Source organism: Streptomyces sp. KL116D (genome assembly GCF_030766975.1).
Classification (GTDB): domain Bacteria; phylum Actinomycetota; class Actinomycetes; order Streptomycetales; family Streptomycetaceae; genus Streptomyces; species Streptomyces longispororuber_A.
On sequence record NZ_JASERH010000023.1, the window covers coordinates 53,180 to 76,217 of the forward strand.

Annotated in this window: 7 protein-coding genes; 4 read left to right on the forward strand and 3 right to left on the reverse strand. The window is 69.4% G+C overall.

All coding sequences use genetic code 11. The features are described from left to right. Positions 1–22: 22 nt before the first annotated feature. The 3 genes from RBJ77_RS07240 to RBJ77_RS07250 are packed head-to-tail and all read right to left on the reverse strand — an operon-like array spanning position 23 to position 13,327. A complete protein-coding gene (locus RBJ77_RS07240; protein WP_372344179.1) occupies positions 23–3,967 on the reverse strand; it encodes an Eco57I restriction-modification methylase domain-containing protein in 3,945 nt (1,314 codons plus the stop codon). Continuing rightward, positions 3,967–6,930, reverse strand: a complete 2,964-nt coding sequence (locus RBJ77_RS07245; protein ID WP_372344180.1) for a DEAD/DEAH box helicase — start codon at positions 6,928–6,930, stop codon at positions 3,967–3,969. The genes RBJ77_RS07240 and RBJ77_RS07245 overlap by 1 nt, the downstream gene beginning before the upstream one ends. A gap of 49 nt (positions 6,931–6,979) precedes the next feature. After that, positions 6,980–13,327, reverse strand: a complete 6,348-nt coding sequence (locus tag RBJ77_RS07250; protein WP_372344181.1) for a protein kinase — start codon at positions 13,325–13,327, stop codon at positions 6,980–6,982. Between the two features lie 213 nt (positions 13,328–13,540). On the opposite strand from RBJ77_RS07250, the gene RBJ77_RS07255 reads away from it, so the two are divergent. The 4 genes from RBJ77_RS07255 to RBJ77_RS07270 are packed head-to-tail and all read left to right on the forward strand — an operon-like array spanning position 13,541 to position 22,921. Then, positions 13,541–16,816, forward strand: a complete 3,276-nt coding sequence (locus RBJ77_RS07255; RefSeq protein WP_372344182.1) for a sigma-70 family RNA polymerase sigma factor — start codon at positions 13,541–13,543, stop codon at positions 16,814–16,816. A gap of 41 nt (positions 16,817–16,857) precedes the next feature. Beyond that, positions 16,858–19,989: a helicase-related protein gene (locus RBJ77_RS07260; protein WP_372344183.1), complete on the forward strand. Its 3,132-nt coding sequence runs from the start codon at positions 16,858–16,860 to the stop codon at positions 19,987–19,989. Further along, positions 19,986–21,839, forward strand: coding sequence for a DrmB family protein (drmB, locus tag RBJ77_RS07265; protein WP_372344184.1), 1,854 nt, complete (start codon positions 19,986–19,988; stop codon positions 21,837–21,839). Before RBJ77_RS07260 ends, drmB begins: the two co-directional genes overlap by 4 nt. Further along, positions 21,836–22,921, forward strand: a complete 1,086-nt coding sequence (locus RBJ77_RS07270) for a DNA helicase (protein ID WP_372344185.1) — start codon at positions 21,836–21,838, stop codon at positions 22,919–22,921. The genes drmB and RBJ77_RS07270 overlap by 4 nt, the downstream gene beginning before the upstream one ends. Positions 22,922–23,038: the final 117 nt, after the last annotated feature.

Genomic DNA, 23,038 nt, shown 5'->3' on the forward strand with positions numbered 1-23,038 from the left:
CGCCCTTCGTCGTGTCCGGGCGTCAGCCCTCCTGGAGGGCCAGGTGGCGCGGCCCCTGCCCCGGCGGCGGAGTGAGCGTGGAGCGGTACGTGCCGGACTCGCTCTCGTCGAGCGGGGTCTCCAGGGTGAGGCCGGCGGCGGCCATGCGGTCGTACTCGGCGAGGATCAGGTCTTTGCTGCGGTACGTGCCGTGGGACCGTTCGTCGGTTTCACGAACGACTCTAAATGAGTTCATGATGTATTCGACGTCATTCCTTTCCCTTCCGTGTAGATGGAATAGAAAGGCATCCAGTTCTGCGCGAATCCTTTCTCGTCGTGAAGCGACCCATTGAAAATGTGTGCCGGTATCTCCGAGGTCGCGCGCGAAACCTGACAGGTCCGGCGAGGTGAATGCGAGTTCCAGGACTCGGCGCGTGACGAAGGGTTCGTGCCGTTTATCCCAAACGATTGGGATTTGTCGCATGATTGTTACATTGAAATGCTGCCCTGGAGTCTTCTGCTTTGCCATAAAATCGTACGCGAATGAATTCACGACCGCGAGTGCCCATGCGTGCTCCTGCGGGCCGCCATTGATTGAGAATCCGTTCAGCGGCTGGATCAGTCCTGCCTCCGGAACTGCGGAAGCGATCGCGGTTCGAGAGTCGACGGCTCGCACGTAATCGCGCACTGCTAGTGTCCAGGTGTTGTGCACCCCTTTCCGTCGTAGAAATTCGCGTACCGTTTCGCCGTTCATCCAGTAGCGGGGGACGCTGGGGTGCCCCTTTCTCTCTGCGGAGACGTCTGCAACTTCCCCGGAGAAGTAATCGGCAAAATGTGAATCAAATTGATGGATCATTTTCCCCTCGATGAGAGGGAGGTGATCAGGTTCATGTCTGCTGGCGTAGTGCTCTGAATGACCTTCAGAGGTGAAGCCTACCCAGGGAGTGACTGCAAGCCCAGGTTTGGCGCTTCGAGTGAGTGACAGCAGTAGGTCGAAGTCTCTCCGCGATCTGCAGATTGGGAGCTGTCGAGTCAACGGGTTGATCTCGGTCAGTGCGCTAAATGGCATTGAGTATCGGCGATCGGGGTCCTGGAGCTCTTCTTGCGATGTAAGATAGACGCCCATGGATAGATGGTCAGAGCCTTCTCGTGTGCCGCATGAGGACAGTGTCAGTAGTGAGAATTTCGTGGAAGGGTGAACGGCCGGAAAAAGGCCTTTCGAGTTTTCGCAATCAAGTACGAGTTTGATTGTTCCGGAGTCGCGAAGCCATTCCCAGAATTCCTTCAGCGGGACATCTGTCAGTACGCTGGTGGTTACAATCAATCCAGAGTTCCCGTGTGGGTGGGCGAGTTGTAGTGACCGTGATGTGAAAAGCGCTTGTGTCTTTAGGCGCCCTTTTGCGGTGAGGGGGAACTGTTGGCAGCGGGTGAAGTATGCGCCAAGTTCAGCCTTCTCGCGAACTTCTGAAGTGTATTGCTTTGACCAAGAGGCCCCGGTGGAAATGCCCTCGCGGATGCGTTCCTTGCGAGCTGCAGTGGTTCCCCCCATGATTGAGGGATCGATGACGGAAAAGAACTCTTGGTCATCGAAATCGATTCGCTCCCACGGCGGATTCCCCACCACCGCGTCGAACCCCCCGGCCCACCCCGTCCCCGCCTGCACCCCGGCCCCGCCCTCCGGGACCGCGAACACCTCCGGGAACTCCAAGTGCCAGTGGAAGAACCGGTATTGCTCCTTGAGGCGCAGGATCTCCGCGTGCGTCGCGTCCGGCACCCCCGCCTGGTCGCGTCCCCGCAGCGCGCGGAACACCTGGTCCGTCGGCGCCTCCGGGGCGCCCACCTGCTTGGGCCAGACGAACGCCGCGCACCACGCGTCCGCCGCGTGCAGGTCCTGGACGTACGCGGACGTCTCGACGTACGCGCGGTAGGCCCGCTCCTGCTCGTGCACGTCCTCCAGCGACTCGGCGCGCGCCGAGACGATCCGCCGCAGCGCGACCGCGTACGCGTCATTGCCCGGCAGCGGCTCGGTGTCGAAGAGCAGCTCGTCCTGCCCGCCCCGCTGGGCCTTGTTGCGCTTGACCAGCCCGGCCGCGTACTTCTTGTCGTCGCCCTCGATCGGCTTGAACGCCTCGTCCGGTACTCCGTCCGCGAGGAGTTTGGGTGTGGCGCCGATCAGCCCGTTGCCGTGCCGGACATGCGCGTCCAGGAACCCCAGCGCCTTCCCCGGTTCCATCGCCTCCAGCCACAGCGACACCTTCGCCAGCTCCACCGCCATCGGGTTGAGGTCGACCCCGTAGATGCAGCGCGCCACGACCTCGCGCAGGGCGTGCCGCACCGCGTCGAGCGTCGGCTCCGGGTTGTGTTCCCGTACGGCCGCGACCCGCTTGGCGATGCGCCGGGCCGACGCCACCAGGAAGTGCCCGGAACCGCACGCCGGGTCGCACACCGTCAGGGACAGCAGCTCGTCGACGATGTCGTCCGCCGGGTCAGGCCTCCCGTCCGCCGAGGCCCGCTGCTCGCCGCGCTTGACCGCGTCGTCGATGACCGGGTCGAGTGTCGTGTCGAGGAGGCATTCGATCAGGGAGGACGGGGTGTAGTAACTGCCCGTCGTTTTACGGCTGTTGCCCGCCACCTCGACCAGTTCGAACGACCGGTCCGTCGCCGAGTGCTTCGGCTCCAGTTCGAGGAGCGACTCGTAGACCGAGCCGAGTTCCTCCGCGTCCAGGTGCCGGTAGTCCACGGGCCGCCAGCGCCGCGCCCCCGGGTCGCGGACCTGCGCCAGATGCCGTACGGCCGTGAGCAGAGCTTCGTTGGACAGCTTCAGGCCGTCCAGCGGTGCGTCCGCCTCCGTGTGCGAGAACAGGCCGCCGAGGCCCGGCAGCCCCAACTCCGGGCGGCCGCCCTCCGTTCCGAGTGCGTCGAGTACGAGGCGCAGGGCCTCGTACTGGTCGCCGTGGGCCGTGCCCTGCCGGCGGCGGGCCCGCCGCCGCAGCCGGTCCGAGGAGAAGTACCGGGCGTACGCGTCCCGGGCGCGCTCGTCGGCGGCCGGGTCCAGGAGTGCGTCGCGGTCCTCGGCGACGAAGACGAACAGCAGGCGGTATACGAGTCGCAGCAGCGCCGCCTGCAATGCCTTCGGGTCGGTGTCCTCGCGCAGCCGACCGTTGTCCGGGTGGCGCAGGAAACCGGTGCCGAGCACGGTCAGCGCCTGCTGTACGCCGAGCCGCAGTTGGTCCAGGGCGCGTGCTCCCGAGGTGACGGCCTCGCCGCGCCACTTCTCCAGCCAGCACCCGGCCGCCGCCGTACCCTCCGCAACCTCGAACCGCGACGCGTGCAGCACGCAGTACAACAGGACGAACTCGCTGAACAGCTCACCGTCGAAGATCGACTCCAGGTCGAACTCGACGTACGCCGATGTCGCGAACGACGACGAGTCGCGCAGCAGGCGCAGCGTCCGGCCGTTGGTGAGGACCGCCCACAGGTGCGCCTCGGTGCGGTTGAGGCAGTCCTGGACGAGGGACTGCGGCGGTACCTGGCCCGCCGTCGGGCGTTTGTCGGGCTCCTGGTTCCAGGGGATCAGATGGACCAGCGCGGGACCGTGCCGGTGCGAGATGCGGAATCGCGTCTGGGTGTCGGAGTCGGCGGGGATGCCGTCCGGGCCGACCTCGTTCAGGGTGCCGAAGTCGAGCTTGCGGAACAGCTGGGTGAGCCAGTCCGAGGAGGCCCGCCCCGTGGGGTCGGCGGCCGGGGCGCCGGTCGTCGGGTCGGCGGGCAGCGCGGAGCGCAGGTCGCGCCAGAGCGGCTTGAGGTACTCCCAGGCGCGCTCGGCCTCGTCGCGGACGGCGACCGACTTCGGAAGGCCGTAGTCGGCCGGCTTGGTACCCGGCAGGTTCCGCGCCTCGGCGATGCGGACCAGCATGTCGCCGGGGAGGAGACCGCCGACGGTGGAGACGGCGGTGAAGACCGGTGCGGTGCGGGTGGCGGCGGACATCAGGCTTCGGCTCCGGTCACGGTAGAGGCGGAAGGAACTACAGGCTGCCGCGGCAGGTACACGTACACACCGAGCACGTCGGCGGGCTCCTGCGGTACGACCTTCAGGCCTCGGACGATCTCGGCCCGGTCGCTGGTGTCGGCCTTGCGGACCCGGCGGTGTGAGGCGTCCAGGTCGGCGGCGAGCGTGACACCGTACTTGGTGATGTGCTCGGCAAGGCCCGGCAGCCCGTCCAGAGTGCGGGTGATCTGGTTGCGGGCCAGCTGCTCGTGGGTGTTCGCGGCCGCCCGCGCGCCGAGGAGTGCCGACGCCGCGTCGTCGTCCAGCCAGCGGGCACGGGCGGGCATGCCCTCGAAGGCGAGCAGCCGCGCGTCCTCGGCGACGATCTGACGCTCCCCGGTGCGCGAGGGCAGCGTCAGATGGAAGCGGTAGCGGACCAGCAGCAGCGTGGTGCGGGTGGCGACCGCGTCCGTGGTGACCACACCGCAGCGGCGGGCCGGACGGGGGCCCGGCGTGTTCGCGTCGAGCGCCGAGTCGAGGACGTACGAGGCGAGCGCGCCGACCGCCGGATCGGTGCGGACCAGGGCCGCCTCACCGCGCCCGATCGCCGGACTCGTACGGAACGGGATCTCCCGGTCCTCCTCCACGATCCGCCCGCCGAGCACCGCCGCCAGCCCGTCCCGCACACCCGCCGGGGTGCCGCCGACCTGCGCGGTGAAGTCGCCCGTGCCGTCGCGTGGGTCGCGGACCTGGGCCTCCAGGTCGCGCAACGCCTCCAGGACGAAGCCGCGTACCTCCTCGGAACCACCAAGCGCGGCCCGTACGGCGGCGACCTCACGGGCCACCTCCTCCGGGTGGATGGCCCGCTGGGCGTACTTCGACCGGGACGTCTTCTCGCGTTCGGCGGCCGAGTTCCACTCCCGCTCGATGCGGTCGAAGGACTCCTGCGCCCCGTCCAGCTCGAACAGGCCCTCCTGCGTGCCCTGCCTGCCGTGCAGCAGCAGCCATTCGACGACGGCGTCGGTGACACCGGACGCCGTCTCGTCGGGCACCGAGACGGAGATGCCGAGGTCCTTCTTGATCTGCCGGTGCTTGGCGAAGAGGACTTCGAGGACCTTGCCGTCGATGCCGTTGTCCTCGCCGAACATGGTGATGACGCGCACCTGGTCCCGCTTTTGCCCGTACCGGTCGACGCGGCCCTCCCGCTGGTCGTGCCGGGTCGGGTTCCACGCCAGGTCGTAGTGGATGACCGCGTCGAAGGAGTGCTGGAGGTTGACGCCTTCGGAGAGGCAGTCGGTGGCGATCAGGACGCGGCGCACGGCCGGGTCGCCGGCGTCCTCGGCGGCCAGCTTCTCGATGCGTTCCAGCCGCTGCTGCGGGGAGAGCGTGCCGGTGACGGACGCGATGCGGGTCTTCGGCCCCAGCTTCTTCTCCAGCTGCGACTCCAGGTACTCGGCGGTGGGGATGTAGCGGCAGAAGACGATCGGGCTGTAGCCGTCCGCGATCAGCGACTTCAGATGCTGGGTCAGCGCCTTCAGCTTGGCGTCGGACGCCGGACCGTACAACTCGGCTGCCCGGGCGGCGAGTTCGCGCAGCCGGGGGTCGCCCTGCTCGTCCTCGGCGGCACCCGGTGCGACGTCCATGCCCTCCATGCGGTCGCTGTCCGAGGAGTCGCGGGTCAGCGGCGCGCCGAGTGCGTCCGCCTCACCGGCGGTGCGCGCGGCGGCGGATTCCGAGCGGGTCTGGAGTGTGCGGGCCGCGGCGGCCGGCGAGGACACCATCGAGCGGAGCAGCGCGATCACCGACCACCAGGCGATCCGCGCCTCCCGTTTGCCCTGGAGCCCGGCGCTCTCCACCCGGTCCCGGGCGTAGGCGATGGCGTCGTCGAGCAGCGCCCGGTAGGCCGGGGTCAGCTTGTACGGCTCGTCCTTGGTCCACCGGTCGGCGGGGAACGCGGTCCGCTCGGCGAGGGAGTCGTCGGCGAGACCGTCCTCCTTGGTGAGGTACTCGCGGACATCGGCGCGCTTGCGGGCCACGAAGTGTTCGGCAAGGCGCGCCCGCCCCGCCGGGCTGTCCAGGTCGACGCCGGCCAGCTCCGGGCGGACCAGGCCCAGCAGATTGCGGAACGCGGACTCCTTGCCGGAGTGCGGGGTCGCGGTGAGCAGCAGCAGATGCCGGGCCTCGTCCTCGGCGACGCGGCGCAGCAGCTCGTAGCGGAGCTGACTGGTGGCCGAGGACGTGGCCGGGCCCTGCGCGTCGTCGGCCGCCACACAGGTGTGCGCCTCGTCGACGACGACCAGGTCCGGGCAGTGGCGTACGAAGTCCTCGCGGTGGCGCGTCGACTTGATGAAGTCCGTCGAGATGATCGTGAACGGATGCCGGTCGAAGAGCGACTGGCCCAGTTCCAGGCCGCGTTCCAGGCGCGACACGGTGGAGGCGAGCACCAGCTCGGCGTCGATGCCGAACTTCTCCCGCAGCTCGCCCTGCCACTGCTCGGCCAGCGCCGGGGAACAGAGCACCGCGAGCCTGCTCGCCTCGCCCTGAGCGAGCAGCTCCTTGACGATCAGACCGGCCTCGACGGTCTTGCCGATACCGACGTCGTCCGAGATCAGCAGCCGTACCGTGCGCTGGCGCAGCGCCATGAGCAGCGGCACCAGCTGGTAGGCGCGCGGCTCCACGGCGATCGACGCCAGGGCGCGAAACGGCCCGGCCCCGGAGCGGAAACCGATCCGCAGTGCCGTACGGAGGAGTCCGGCCGCCCGCTGGTCGCCCAGGTCGGCCGGGCTCGGCGCCGCGAACTGCGCCGACTCCACCATCTCGAAGGCGGGGAAGACGGCCGCGATGTCGTCCTCGCCGCCGCCAAGGGGGCGCAGCACCAGCATGCCGGAGGCGCTCTCAGGGAGCACCACCCATTCCCGGCCGCGGGCGGTCACCAGCGAACCGGCCGTGTACGTGGGGCTCATGGGTCTCTCGGTTCCTTCGGGATCGTCGTGACGGTGAACGTGCGGAGGTTCAACGAGCCTGGAAATACATCGCGTTGTCGTCCGCGACAGCGTCCCAGTTGGAGCCTGCCGGGAAGCGCAGAACGTCCCAACCGGCCTCCTCCAGCCGGTACCCGGCCTCGCGGTCCCGGGTGGAGTCGGCATCGTGGCCGGGAAGGTCGACGAACACCGCGAGATGAGCGCCGTCCATACGGAACACCAGATCAGGCTTGGCGGCGGCCTCCGGCACCAGGACATCGACCTCGTCCGGCAGCCGGTAACCCTTGGCCTTCAGCCACCCGAGCAGGTCCCCCGACGCGATCAGCGCATCGAGGTCGGCCTCCAGCGGAGTGGTGACGGCAGGGGCCTCGGTCCCGGTCCGGGCCGGCGGCGTCAATCGGCGGAACTGCTCGCTCCGCGACTCGCCCCGGTCCTCGCGTTCGGTGTGCGAGCCCGCGAGGCGCAGCAGCAGTGGGCGGGCCGCGTGACGGCTCAGCTGGCGGTGATGGGTCTGGTTGCCATACGTCAGGAGGCAGGCGTAGCAGCCGCGGGCGCAGTCCTCGCCGCCCTCGGGGCCGCCCAGGTCCTCGCCGGTGTCCGGGTCGAAGTGGCAGATCTCCAGGGCTTTGCGGGCGGCCTTCTTCAGCGCCTTGCGCTCCTGCCGCAGTCGGCGCAGCACACCGGCTCCGCCCTCCGCGGCCTCGGTGAAGAGCAGCCGGCGGCGCGGTCCCTCGGGCGGCGGCAGGAGTTCGGCCGTCAGCTCGGAGTCCTCCAGCTCGAAGGCCGCCTCGATGCCCCGCTCCAGGGCGTAGAGGACGGAGAATGCGACCGGCTCCGGCAGCGGCTCGTCCAGCGTCGCCACCAGAATGTTCCGCCGGTCCTCCACGTACGGCAGGACCCGCTTCTTGCGGCGCTTCTCATTGCCGTCCTCGTCGACCACCGGCATCCCCGTGCCCTCCACGGCGTCCGCCGCGGCCCGGTCGTTGAGCCAGCGGCCGTCGCCCAGGTCCAGCCAGTAGCCGTCCTGCACGTCCTCCTTGTCGCGGACCCGTCCCAGGTTGGTGATCCTGACCGTGGCCGAGTCGCCGTAGTCCAGAGCGAGGACGGCGGCGCCCTCGTCATCCGTCACCTGCGACGTGAGGCGGCCCTTGCGGACCCCGTGGTCCTGGAAGGCGTACGAGGTCTCCAGGCGGAAACCGGCCCGGCGCCGCTCCTCCTCGTCGGAGGAGATCCGCTCGCGCGGCGTGGTGTACACCGTGTGCAGATGGATCAGACCGGTGCGCTTCCCCGTCAGCTCCGTCCCGCACATCGCGCAGCGGTCGAGGCCGGGGCGCACAGGATGGTGGTAGCCGCAGGAGTCGCAGCGACGCGCCTCCGCCGTCGCCAGGTCGCCCGAGGCGTCCGGCGGCAGCTGGATCCGGGTCACCTGGTAGCGGGCGCCCTCGTGGTAGATCAGCGCACCTGGACCGAACTCGCGGATCGCCAGGAACCGCGGCCGCTGCAGATAGTCGCCGTCGGCGTTGCGCCGGTTGCCCGAACGCGGGATGTATGCGGCCAGCGGCAGGCGCGGGAAGCTGTAGCCGGGCAGGAAGCCCTCGGAGGCCAGATAGCGGTAGGGGTTGAAGTCGCTCATCACCGACTTGCTGTCGGTGGAGCGGTTGAGCAGCAGATTGGTCTGCGTCTCCGCCTCCCGGCGGCGCGTGCGGGCGCGGCCCTGCTCGCCCTGGCTGAGGGTGTGGTCCACCACGCGCTTGTTCTGCTCGTACTGATCGAGGACGGCGGCCCTGAACAGGTCGCGCCAACGGTCGAAGGAAGCGTCGAATCTGGCCGGGGCCTGCTCGATACAGTCCTCGATCCACTCGTCGTACCACCAGGTCGTGTCCTGGAAGTCCGAGATCAGCGGCGCGAGCACGGCATGCGCGGCGGCGACCGCGCGACGCCGGGCCTCCTCGTCGAGCGATTTGTCACGGATGTGCGTCGAGTGCAGCGGCAGCGGCATGTACGGATCGGGCCGGTCCTGGCTCTCCGGGTCGTACGCCACATCGACGACGTCCGGGACGGCCGTACCGAGCTTCATCCCGGTCTCCGCCAGCCAAATGCCCTGGATGTGTGAGCGGACCAGATCCTCGTTGGCGAGGTCGAGGCGGGGCGGCGCGACCTGGCCGGAGACCATCGCCTCCGAGCGGCGGAAGTAGTACTGGTCGTGGCTGTTCCCCGTCGCGCAGTACGTGGTCACCAGCGCGGGCTGTCCCGAACGGCCCGCACGGCCGGAACGCTGCGCGTAGTTCGCCGGCGTCGGCGGCACATTGCGCATCATTACTGCGTTGAGCGAGGAGATGTCGACGCCCAACTCCATCGTCGGCGAGCAGTACAGCAGCGGCAGGTCGGCCGTGCGGAACTCCTCCTCGCGCAGCAGCCGGTCCTCCGGCGGCACCTGTGCGGTGTGCTCGCGGGCGAAGAGCCCCGACAGCTCGGCCGCGGCGTCGCGGTACAGGTCGCGGAAGAAGGGGTTGACGCGCGGCCCCTCGCCGTGACTGTAGGTGCGGGTCAGAGGATCGATCGCGCCCGTCTCACCGGTACCCGCCCGCCACACCACCGCGGCGGCCGACACCCGGTACCCCATGCGCTTCTCCGTCGCACGCCGGCGGAACGCCGGTCCCGACCGCTCTGGGGTCGCCTCCACCTCACGCACCAGATCGTTGTCGCGGAGCACGATGAGCAGGCCCTCGATCACTCCCTGCACGTCGTCCGGTGTCGCGTCGCGCAGCGCGGGCACGTTCCGCCGCAGGTACTTGCCGAACTTGCCGCGCGGCGAGAGGAACAGCGCGGTGCGTTCCATTCCGGGCTTGGAACCGTACGGGTAGGCCGTGCCGACGTTCGGTTTGTCACTGTCGCCGAGCACCCAGGGTCCGGTCAGCCGCTCCTCGCTGGCACCCTTCAGCGCGTCGAAGTCGTCCCGGAAGTACTGCACATCGATGGCGAGACCCCGGCGCAAATAATCGAGGAGGGTGCGGGCGATCTCAGCGCGCAGCTCCGCGTCGATCTCGCGAAGTACTGGGGGAGCCTTCTCCCAGCGCTCGACACGTGCTGCCACCCAGTCCAGGTCCTCGTAGTCGATCCGCAGCAGACCCGTCTGCTCCAGGTTGGGCATCGTGATGCGCCAGCCGCGCTCCAGATCGCGGTACAGGCGGTAGCCGACGACGTCCCGGAACGTCTTCGTCGCCCGGCGCTCCATGGACGGCGGCTGGTCGGCGACACCGGTGTACTCGCGTGGCGACAGACCCATCACCTCCGTCACCGCCAGCGTCAGGTCGTCGTGGCGCAGCCCCTCCTCACCGGCGCGCACCACCGCCGCGTACAACGCGCCGCGCAACTGGGTGACCTGCGCGAAGTCGTTGAAGTGGCCGGCCTGCAGCGAGGCGTCCTGCCGGTTGTCGACGAAGGTGAGGAGCTTTCGGGCCTCCTTGTCCAGGCTCTTCTCCGGCACCGCGCGCAGCGACTTGAGGATGGAGGCCGAGATCAGCGACGTGGCCGAGGAGCGGCCCTCCTGGTCGAGCGTCGCCAGCTTGGCGAAGTCACGGCCGCGGGTCTGCTCGTAGGACACCTGGCAGTGCACACAGAACAGGAAGGGCGCCGGGACGAACGCCGCCTCAAGACCCTCGCCGCTCTCCACACCGAGCGCGTCCACGACGACGTGCTTGGGTACCCGCTCCCGGTAGGTCTTCTTCACCACCGTCAGCCCGTTCGCGTCCGGCTCCAGCCAGGACTCCGGAAGCCGCCGGTCGTCCACGGCCCGCTGCGGATCGGCAGGCCAGACGTAGTCCTCGCCCGGCACCCCGACGTACAGGTAGCCCTCGCCCTCGCGGCCGCCGGAGGCCGAGGTGTCACGCCTCGGTTCGTAGCGGAAGACGCCGTCACGGCCCTCTGCGCGCCACACGGTGAGGTACTCCTGGCCGCACTCCCGGCAGAACGCCAACGGGTACAGCGGCATGCCGCCGCTGCCCGGCCTTTCCAGCTGGAAGGTGCGGGTCAGTGGGCGGGTGAGCGGGTTCTCCAGGGTCGTGTACACGGTGTCGCCCTTGGAGAGGAACTGGTGCAGCCGGAACGCGAAAAGGGGCCGCTCGGTCACCGGGTGCTTCGCCTGCGAACCGGCTTCCAGGGTGGCGCGGATCGCCGCCCGGACCTGGTCGGCGGGGACCCCGGACTCCGTGGACAGCTCCTTGGCCGCCGACTCGATGGTCCGCGGTGCACAGCGGCGCAGCCGCCCGGTGACCGGCTCCTCCTCAAGCCCGAACCGGGACTCCACCCAGCGCGCGAGGGGGTCCTGGGAGAGTGCCTCGTACGCGCGGGGCGCCGCAGGCATCCGCAGCCGCTCCGCGGGAACTGCCTCAGGGGACTGGCCGGTGGCCCGCACCAGCGTCTCGCCGATCACCCGGGTGGGCAGCACCGTGGTGCCGAAGAGCCGGCCCGCGACCCGGGCGACCTCTCGTCGTTGGTCCTCCCAGGTGCCCTCGGTGGACATGGTGGCCGAGGTGCCGATGCACTGCAGAGTCTCTGCGGCCCGGCAAGCCTCGCGGACCCGGCGGATCAACAGGGCGACATCCGCGCCCTGTCGGCCCCGGTAGGTGTGCAGCTCGTCGAAGACGAGGAACTGCAGACCCTCGGCGTTGCGGATCAGACCGTCCCGGTCGTCCGGCCGGGTGAGCATCAGCTCCAGCATCACGTAGTTGGTGAGCAGAATGTCCGGCGGATTCTTGCGCAGTTCCTTGCGCCGCTCCTCGTCCTCCTGGCCCGTATAGCGGGCGAAGGTGACCGGCTCGCGCCCCTCCCCGAAGCCGTGCCGCAGATACTTCTCCAACTCCTTGAGCTGCGAATTGGCCAGCGCGTTCATCGGGTAGACGACGATCGCCCGTACCCGGCGCGGGGCCCCCGGACCGGCCGCGTCCCGCTCCTTCAGCACCCGGTCCACGATCGGCACGATGTAGGAGAGTGACTTGCCGGAACCCGTGCCGGTGGTGAGTACGTACGAGTCTCCCGCCTGGGCGGCTTCGACTGCCTCGCGCTGATGGCGGTGGAAGGTGAGCGGCCGGCCGTCAGGGCGGCGGGCGTCCTCCTTCTTGCCGGCCTGGAAGATCTCGGCACAGCGGGGATGCAGTATCCCGTCCCTAACCAGATCGGTGACCTGGCCGCCGTCGGCGAAGAACGGATTCAGGGAGAGCCAGGGGTCGGGCCACTGCGACTTCGAGGCCAGATCGTCCTCGACGAAGTTCTCGATCCGGGCGTCACGGATGACGGTGGCGCTGCGGGTGAAGTTCTCGTACTCGTCGATCAGATTCGCGTGGATGCCGAAGACGTCCATGGTTTCCGGCAGTCGGGGCGCACGGCGCGGCACCGTGGCCGGCTTTACGGCGGCGGGCTGCGGCAGTTCGGCGCGGAGCCGGGCCACCGGGTCCATCGCCGTCCACTCCGGGGCCAGCAGGTCGACCGTCTCGTCCGGGGCGAGCGCGTGCGGGATCAGCGCCTCGCGGACCAGCGTGGCGTTCTCCGGCCGGTTCTCCGCCTCCTTCTCCAGGAGCCGGGAGACCAGCCGGACCAGGGCCGGCGGCAGATCGGGCCGGACGATGGTCAGCCGGGGCGGCGGGTCGTACTGGTGCTGTACGGACAACTCGTAGGCGGTCCGCGCGGAGAACGGGGGACGGCCGATCAGCATCTCGTAGAGGACACAGCCGAGTGCGTAGAGATCGGCCGCGGCGGAGATCGGCTCAGCGCGGAACTGCTCCGGCGCCATGTACCGGGCCGTGCCGACGCTCACCCCGGTGCTGGTCAGTCGCGTCTGGTCGGGGTCGTCCACGATCGAACCCATGCCGAAGTCGAGGATCTTCACGGTGCCGTCGCGCAGCAGCATCGCATTGGCCGGCTTTAGATCGCGGTGGACGACGCCCGCCGTGTGCGCGGCGGCCAGTCCGGACGCGATCTGCGCGCCGATCGCCGCGACCCAGGAGACCGGGAGCTGTGGCTCGTCGTCCATCAGCAGACTCAGGGTGTGGCCGTCGAGCAGCTCCATCGCCAGATAGGGGAGGCCGCTGCCGCCCGGTCCGTCATCGACGCCGCCGGCGATCAAGTGGGTGAGGTTCGGGTGCCCCTGCGAGAGCATGCGCATGATCTTCACCTCGCGGTGGAAGCGCTGCGTCTCCTTGTTGCCCTCCGCCGTGTCGACCATCAGGCCGGTGCGGTTGCGCAGCACGGTCTTGACCGCCACCTCATGGTGCGCTGAACCGGGTGTGGCCTGTTCGTCCACGGCCCGGTGGACCTCGCCCATGTTGCCCCGGCCGAGGTCTCCGGTGATCCGGAATCGTCCACCGACCTGCTCCAGGCTCACTGCTGCTCCCCGTGTAGTGCGTTTTGGTCGAAGGTGAGTATCCCGCACGGAGTGTACACCGATACGGTCCAGATTACTTGTGAAGTGTCGTTGACGATGTCAACGCAATCCTCGTACGCTGGCGGCGTCACTGTGGAAGAGGGGGTAGTCGTGGCGCTTGAGCCAACGCGAGGAGAGGGGTGGTCGCCAGTTGCGCCGGGGGGTCTGCGGGCGATGGCGGAGCTTCTGGCCGGACTGCGGCGCTCGGCGGTCGGCGGGGCGGTGCCGGAGACGGTCTTCCGGGCGCAGGTGTGCGCCCTGGGGCTCGGTGAGCGGGAGCAGGCCCGGCTCCGTTTGGAGCTGGGGAACATGGGGCTGCCGGTCCGTCAGATGGTGGCGCATACCGAAGACGACCCTCCGGTTGGGCGCAAGGTTGCACAGAGAAGTGAAGAAAATGTGTGCGCGGGGGAAACGGCGCCCTTTAGGGACGCCATGGTCGGGAATCTGCTCGCGCGCTACCGGGACGCAGAGGGGTATGTGACGGCGCGTGCGCTGGACGGGGTGGCCCGGCTGTGCGGCCTGACCCCGCGAGAGGCTGCGGAGCTGCGGCGTTCTGTTGGGGTACGGGATGGAGGAGCTCCGGGCGCCCAAGTGCAGAGGGCGCGGCCCGAGCGGGCGGCGGACACGCGGGTGAACGAGTCCAGTGTTGCCCCTGCTGCGAACAGCGGGGCCGCTGTTCCTGCCGTCGGCGCCGCCGTGCGGGAGGTGAAGCCTGCTGGCGTCCCCGTTCCCGCAGGTGCGGTCCCGGGCCTTGTCGCGCCTGCCCCGGTGAAGCCAGTGCGACCCGGTGACACGCTCGGTGCCGCGGTGGCGGCCGCGTACGCCGTCCTGGACGAGGACCGCTTCAGGAAGGACCTCGGCGGAATCCTGCTGAAGGCCGAGGAAGAGGTCGGCCTCGCCGTGCTGGTGCGCGGCGGTCCGCATCTTATCGGGCAGGAGCCGGACGCCAAGGAACTGGCGGGTTTGGAGCGCGACCACATCAGGGTCCGTGCCCAGCACTGTCTGGTCCTCCACAATCAACGGCTGGTGCACAAGGTGGCTCAGCCGTACCAGGGGCAGGGACTCGACTACGAGGATCTGATCCAGCACGGGATGCTGGGGCTGATGCGGGCCGTCGTGAAATTCGACGCCTCCAAGGGGTTCAAGTTCTCGACATATGCGACGTGGTGGATCCGGCAGGCGATCACCCGGTCGATTGCCGACGAGGGCGCGCTCATCCGGGTCCCGGTGCACATGCACGAGCAGATGCGGAAGGTGGCGAACGCCGAGCGCACCCTGATCGGCCAGGGGAAGCGGGCCGGAGTCGTCGAGGTGGCCGTGTTCTGCGACATGCCGGTGCAGAGGGTGGAGGAGATCCGCCGCCTCAGCCGACGCACGGACTCTCTTGACCGGGTCATCGGTGACGGGGTGACGCTCGGCGACTTCCTCGGGCAGGAGCGGCCCGTAGCGGCGCCGGACGCGCTGGTGATGAACGCGCTGGTCATGGGGCAGGTCCTGGACATCATCGACGGCAACTTCTCGCAGCGCGACGCACGCGTACTGGTGCGACGGATGGGGCTGGACGACGACGAGCCGTCGACTCTGGACGAGTTGGGGAAGGAGTTCGGGGTCACGCGGGAGCGCATCCGGCAGGTCGAGTCCAAGGCGACGAGTCAACTGCTGGGCCGCTTGTGCGATGCCGGTGTGCTGCCAGGGCGGTATCGGTTGGAGCCCGGCGCGTCCAGGAGAGCTGGAGCGTCAAGCGCGGTAGACGTACGGACGGCGCGGCCCGGCGGCAAGGAGCAGGATGATGCAGCGTCAGTTGCCGCGGTGGGGGCGGCGGATCTGAAAGGCGCAGCTGTGCCTGTGGACGTGACGGACGCGGTGGACCGGACCGAATCAGTGTCGTTGGGCGACGCAGTCCCAGGGCTCGTGCTCGATCAGGAGGAACCGGTCGCTCGGGTGGAGTCGGAGGTTTCGGCGCCTGCGCCCGTAATCGCCTCACCGGCGACGGTGACATCGGCGGAGAACGGCCGGGTCGCTGAAGCCGGGCACGCTGCGCTTTCCGGCGGGACGCCGGAGCCAGGTCTGCCGATGGGACCGGTTGAGAGCGAGGAACAGACGGTGGCGCTGGCGACCCGGCCGACAGGAACTGCGGAGGTCTCAGGACCTGCGCCCGACTGGGACAAGGCGCAACAGCTGGCCGTCGCCCTCAGGGGCACGGTTCAAGGCCTTGCCGAGTACGCATTGCTCGCGCTCGGTGCGACGGAACTGACCGCTGTGCTCGGGGCGGACGCGGCTGGGGCCGTACGACGTGCAGCATACGAGCGGGGCACGCTGGACCGGCGGGTGGTCAAGGCGTTGGAGGTCCTCCGGTACGCCTTCGACATCGTACGGAAGGCGGGCCTACGCCCCGAGGATTTCCTCGATCGACCGGCCGTATCGCTGGCAGGCAGGACACCGCGGCAGTGCTTGGCGGGGCGTCCCCTCACGTTGGACGACATGAATCTCGCCGTACGCAAGGCAGTGTGGGAATTCCCGGTCGCCGCCGCCCGTGCGGCGGATGGCACGGACGGTACACGGAAGCAGGCGGATCGCGCACCGGGACAGGACGACAGGTCCACAGGTCCGACCGGGGCCGGCTCAGTGGGGCGTGCGAGACCGGCGACGTGCGAGACGGAACGTCCTGCGGCGTCGACGGTTGAGTCATCCGCGGCCACGGGAATGTCGCCCTTGCCTACGCAGCCGGAACTTTCCGAGGCGGCAGGGGAAACCGGTGCTAGGGAGACGATGCCGGTCGAGCGGAGCACGTGCCGCGAGGCCGGACCGAGGCCCGTCCTCGCACGCGACCTGCACGCAGCGCAACTGGCAGCTCTCCGGGACCGCCACATCCGCCAGGTGCTCGCGGAACGGGATGCCTCACAGGCACGCCTGGCAGCAGTCCGCGACGCGGCCGACGACGAACTCGACGCGCTGGAGGACGTGTTGCTCCAGCGCATGGACCGGGCACTGCTCCGGCAGCGGCAGCAACTGAACGCGACGGCCCAGGAAGACACCGTCCGCAACCGGGCGGCGCTCGCCCGACTCACCTCCCGCGCCGAACAGGCCGAACGCGCGGAGCTCGCCGCCCGCGACCATGCGAGGGACGCAGCGTCGCGTGCCTCCTCGGGAGCAGAACGCGAGGCACTGGCCGAGCAGCAACGCCACGCGGCCGAAGTCCGCCTCGCGGACCTGGAAGGGCGGCTCCAGCAGGTCGAAGCCTTGCTCGCCGAACGCGACGCCTACTACCGAGCAGTCTTGCAGGAGGCGACGGCACGCGTGAACGCCGCCGAACAGCAGGCCGCGGACCGGGTCGCCCAGGCTGAGCGGGATGCCTGGGCCCGGATCTCCGAGCTGGAGTCCCAGCTCGCCGCGGAACGCGAGGCACCGCCCGGACGCACCTCGATGCGCGACCGCTGGCGTCGGCCTTGACCGCACCGCGTCCTCTTCCTCACGATCCCAGGAGCACCACGATGGACCCCCGACAGGAACTCATCGCGTCACTGCGGCGCCGGCTGGTCGGACCCGCGGCGGGAGAACACGAAACCCTGCACGCGCCGCCCGACCGCGAATACCTCATGGGCACCCTGTACCCCCAGGAGGCGGATCTTCAGAGGCAGTTGGACATCGCCGCCGAGGAGATTGAGGGGCCCGCCGCCGAGCCCAGCACCGAGGAGAGCGCGCCCGCCACCGACCCCGTGCCCGAGTCGAACTCCTGGCTGCCCTCCTCGCTCGGCATCAGCTTCTATACGGACGCCACCATCGTCTCGGTCCGCTGCGCCGGCGCCCACTACCGGACCATGACCACCCCTGGGGCACGGGGCCGCCACTGGCAGCGCCATCCGCTCCCGGAGGAGACGCACACCGTGGCCCCCGACCGCGAACGGGTGGCCGTACTCGACGGCCGGGCCGAGATCCGTGTCCGGCGCCGTTCCTTCAGCAGCGGCCACCTCGTCACCGTGGCCCTGGTCAACAGCGCACACCATGATCAGAGCCAGGGCAAGGCCGCCCTCTGGGATCGCATGCTCTTCCAGACCGAGCTGTCCGTGCGGCCCGAGGACGGCGATGTTCTGCCGTACCCGAGCATCGAGCTGGCCAGCCGAGACCCGGAGGAGCAGGAACTCCGGCTGCAGTACAGCCATGTCCTGACGCACGCGGTCGGACACGGCTGTGCGGTGGGGGAGCACCGCGAGGAGTCGGGCGACGGCCGGGCGGTTCTGGGGCTCAGCGCCGCCGTGATGCCCGAGGCCGAGGTCAGCGGTGTACGAGCCGCCGGCTTCACCGGATCCCCCGTGCTGAACGTGTGCCACCTCGCGGACCCCTCCGTCTCCCTGGAGCAACTACGTGAGGAACTCTGGGAGTTCGCCGCCGACTACCGTGCCTGGTACGTGGGACAGCTCTCCACGGACGTACCCGCATGGGGCGCGGACGCCGCCGACCGGATCCTCGCCCGTATCCGTGCCGCCGTCACCCGGATCGAGTCCGGTATCCGCACCCTCTGCGACCCCACCTGCCCCGAACTGCTGCACGCCTTCCGTACCGCGAACCGTGCCATGGCCCTGCAGATGCGGCACTCCGCGCGTGACCAGGCCGGAGAGCGCCGCGCCCGCCGCGAACCCATGTTCCTCGATCCCGAGCCCGATCAGTCCGCCTGCTGGCGGCCTTTCCAGCTGGCCTTCTTCCTGCTCTCCCTGGACGGCGTCGTCGACCCCGGTCACCCCGACCGCGCCACGACCGACCTGATCTGGTTCCCCACCGGTGGCGGCAAGACCGAGGCGTACCTCCTGCTCGCCGCATTCGTCATGGTGCTGCGCAGGCGAGCTGAGGACGGCGGCGGCACCGCCGTCCTCAGCCGTTACACCCTCAGCCTGCTCACCACCCAGCAGTTCCAGCGCGCCGCCACCACCATCTGCGCTCTGGAGACCCTGCGCCGCGCGGACCCGGCCCGGTACGGCGAGGAGCCGTTCTCCATCGGACTGTGGGTGGGCGAGGCCACCTCACCGAACTCCTTCGCCGCGGCGCACACTGCCTTCGAGGACGTACGTGGAGCGGCGCGCCCCGAGGACGTGTTCATCCTCGACCGCTGCCCGTGGTGCGGCACCCGCATCCTGCCCACCCACAAGTCGGCGGACATCGCGGACTACGGCGTGCGCACCACCCCCAGCTCCTTCGCGTTCTTCTGCCCCCGTGAGGAGTGCGCCTTCCACGGCGAACTGCCGGTCGCCGTGGTCGATCAGCACCTCTATGACCGGCCGCCCACCTTCCTCCTCGGCACGGTGGACAAGTTCGCCCGGCTCGCCTGGGAGCCCCGGGCCGGGCGGCTCTTCGGAGCGGACAGAGCCAACCGGCCCCCGGAACTCGTCATCCAGGACGAGCTCCACCTGCTCACCGGTCCCCTCGGTACGACCGTCGGCCTCTACGAGACCGCCGTCCTCGGACTCTGCACCGCGGCCGACGGCACCGGGCCGAAGGTCGTCGCCTCCACCGCCACCATCCGCCGCTCCGGTGAACAGATCCGCGCTCTCTACGGCGGCGGCGCCCAGCTCTTCCCGCCAGCCGGACTCGACGCCCGCCACTCGTACTTCGCCGAACCCGACACCACCCGGCCGGGCCGCCGCTACCTCGGTGTCATGGCCCAGGGACACACCGCGGGCCGCGCCTCCGTCGCCACCGCAGCCGCCTTGCTCCAGGGCGCGTACGAACTTCCTTTGGAGCACCGTGACGCCTACTGGACCCTGGTCGCCTACCACCACAGCCTCCGCGAACTCGGCCGCACCGTCACCGCCGCGGCCGACGACATTCCGGCGCAGCTCACCGGCCTGGACACCGGCGACGGTGTGCGGGACCTGCCTGACCATCAGGTCCAGGAACTCACCAGCAACCTGGCACGTGCTGAACAGCCGGTCCTGCTCGACCGGCTCGAGCAGCCCTGGGACGACCCCCGGGCGATCTCCTTCCTGCCGTGCACCAACATGCTCTCCGTCGGCGTCGACGTGAAGCGGCTCGCACTGATGCTGATGCAGGGCCAGCCCAAGACCACCGCCGAGTACATCCAGGCCACCAGCCGCGTCGGCCGGCACACCGTGCCCGGACTCGTCGTCACCTTCTTCAACTCAACCCGTCCACGCGACCGTTCGCACTACGAAACGTTCGACGTCTACCACCGCTCGCTGTACCGGCACGTCGAGCCGACCAGCGTCACTCCCTGGTCGGTGCCCGCGCGCCGCCGCGCCCTGCACGCTGCGCTTGTCATCCTGGTGCGCCACCGGATCGGACTCGCTGCGGAGGACCAGGCCGGGCAGATCCTCGACCGGATGTCCGAAGTGGAAGCCCTCGCTGACGAGATCGTGGCGCGGGCCGAGGCCGCGGACCGGACCGCCGCCGAGCCGGTCCGTAGGGAACTCGCCGGCCTCCTGGCCGAGTGGGAGGAAGTGGCCCACGAGGCACGCAAGGACGGCCGCGCCCTGTACTACCGCAGTCAGGGCAAGGGCCAGTCCAACCTGATCATGAGCTTCGAGCAGCGATACGGGCTGTGGGAGACACCGAACTCGATGCGCAACGTCGACCGTGAATGCCAGGTCACGGTGAAGGGAACAGACCTGTGAGCCGCAAACTCCGTGTCCGCCAGTCGCAGACCGTGCTGCCCTTCGGAGTGGGGGCAGTGCTCGACGTCCAGGGCGAGTCCTTCGTCGCCACCGGCATCGGCGACTGGCCCCGCACCAAGCAGCGGATCGAATCCGCCCGGCTCGCCGACCGCCTCGGCGTCACCGGCCTGTACGCGGCCCCGGCCACCGCCAATGACCGCTACGACACCCCGGACGCCCCCGGCGCGCCCTATATCCGGTTCCCTGCCTGGCTCTTCTGCGGCGCCTGCCGACGCATGAAGCGCCAGCGGATCGCCGACGAGCAGCCGGGACAGGCCCCGCGATGCACCTTCTGCTCGCCCGGGCGTCCACTGACCCCGATGCGGTTCGTGCAGATCTGTGCCGGCGGACACCTCGGCGACGTCGACTGGTGGTTCTGGGCCCATTCTCAGCGGGAGACGGAACAACGCCGACAGTGCGGTGAACGCGAACAGCTCCGCTTCCTCGTCGCCGAGCGGGCCTCCGGCCTCGAAGCCCTCTCCGTCGCCTGCGCCGCCAAGGACTGCGGCGCGTCCCGCGACCTCCTCGACGTCCTCGGCACGCACGGCATGCGCTGCTCGGGCCGGAACCCCTGGCAGCGGGTGCACGAGACCACCAGCTGTGAGAAGCCCGTACAGATCGTGCAGCGCACCGCCGGCAATCTCTACTACCCCGTGGTGCACTCGGCGCTCGACATCCCGGAGACCGACTCCCCGTCCCCGCACGCCGACTCCGCGCTCGCGGAACTCGTCCGCGGCCACGACCTGTGGATCTCCCTGTGCCGCTTCGCGGGAACCCCGCGTGCCGCCGTCTTCCGCGGCATGATCCAGGACGAGACCGGTGCCGACGACGCACTCCTCGACGCCCTGCTCGCCGAGGAGACCGGGGGGTCCGTGCCCGACGGTCCCATCGACTCCACCGCCGTCGCCCGCCCCGACCTCAGCCGGGAGGAGTGGGCCGCGTTCACCGCCCCGATACCGCCCGCCACCCGTGACTTCGCCCTGCGGACGACCACCCTGGGACTCGGCCAGGAGACCGCCGAACCCTGGGCGAGCCTGCATCGGAGCCTGGGCCGGATCGTCCTCGCCGACCGGCTGCGCGAAGTGCGGGCACTGTCCGGCTTCACACGTGTCACCCCGGACGCCACGTTCGTGCCGGCCGACACCACCCGCCGGCTCAAGTGGCTCCCGGCCGTGGAGGTGTTCGGCGAAGGCATTCTGATCACCCTCGACGAACAGAGACTGGCCGCCTGGGAACAGGACGACCAGGTGCGCCGACGTGTGGACGGCATGCGTGAGGATCTCGGCCGGTCCTTCCAGCGCGACCGCCTGGCCGTACTCACCGGCGTATCGCTCTCCCCACGCTTCGTCCTCCTGCACACTCTCGCCCACCTGCTCATCCGCCAGCTCGCCTTCGAGTCCGGCTACACCACCGCCAGCCTTCGCGAACGTGTCTACGCCCGTCCCGAACACGGCCAGTACGGCATCCTCGTCTACACCGCGGCCGGAGACGCCGAAGGAACCCTCGGCGGGCTCGTCCGGCAGGGCGAGGCCCCGCACCTGGCCGAAACCCTCCTGCGCACCACCGAGGTCGCCGCCTGGTGCTCCGCCGACCCGCTCTGCGCCGAACACACCGGCCAGGGCTTCGGCAACCTCAACCGGGCCGCCTGCCACGCCTGCGCCCTGCTCCCCGAGACCAGCTGCGAGACCGGCAACACCCTTCTCGACCGGGCCCTCGTCATCGGCAGTGACCACGTGCCCGGCTACTTCGAACCGATCGTCGCCGCGGCACGAGCCGCGGCCGCGCAGGCGCTGGGAGAGATCCGCCGATGACCTTGACCTACCGAGATCTCACGTCCGCCCAGCGGCGCTCCCTCGACTGTCTGCCCTTCGACGGGAATCATCTCGTCAGCGGTCCACCGGGCAGTGGAAAGAGCCTCCTTGCCGCTCAGCGTGCCGTGCTGCTCGCCCTGACCGGGACTCCAGTGGTACTGCTCACTCGTTCCAACCTGCTCCGCCAGTCCCTGACCCCCATGGTCCGCGCGCTTGGCCCCGACGACGACAGCATCCGAGTGGCGACCGCCCACTCTTGGCTCGCCGAATGGTACGGAAGCGGCGTCCCGAAAAGCCCTGACGGCTGGTACGACTGGCCTGCCTTCTACGCGCGCGCTGCCGAGACAGGTCCCCTCGCCGGTCTCACCCTGGTGATCGACGAAGGCCAGGACCTGCCCCCTGAGTTCTACCGTCTGTGCTTGATGCTCGGCGCCCGCACCACCGTCTACGCGGATGAATGCCAGCGCCTCACCGAAACCCATTCCAGCCTTGAAGAGATCAGTCGGCGCCTGGGCGGTCCCGTCAGAACGCGGCTCGACGGCAACCACCGAAACAGCCGGCAGATTGCGTTCTTCGCTGCACACTTCCACACCAGCTGTGAACCTCCTTCCCTCCCTGAAGCAGACGGGCCGCCCCCTACCCTGCACCGACTCACACCGGGCAACACCACCGAGCTCATCATTGGGCTCGCCGAGCGCAGGCCACAGCACACCATCGGAGTGATCGTGAACTCCGCTCAGACCCAGTTCGACCTGCTGGTCAGGCTGGAACGCAGGGCACCCCACCTCAAGCCCCAGCTCTACACCTCTCAGGCCACACAAGGGCGTTACCGCACTATCGACCTTGCCCGCCCCGGAATCGTGATCCTCCATCGGGCGAGTGCCAAAGGACTCGGTTTCGACACCGTCGTCGTTCCCGACACCCATACGGACGCTGCGCTCGACCCCACGGCTGCCACTCTGCGGATGACGTACTACGTTCTCGCCACCCGAGCCAGGAAGGAGCTCCACCTCGGCTACGAAGGCGACGTGGAGCCGCCGCTGCTCGCCGGAGTCGACACAGCGTTGTTGGTCCGCGACTGAGTGCTGGCTGAGGTCCCGCGGTGGACCCGTCCGAGGGGGTTGAGGCCGACCCCGCCAGGATGACGTCTGCCCGGGTCGGGGAGTCGGCAGTGGCGCGCGTGGTTCGGCTGCAGACCT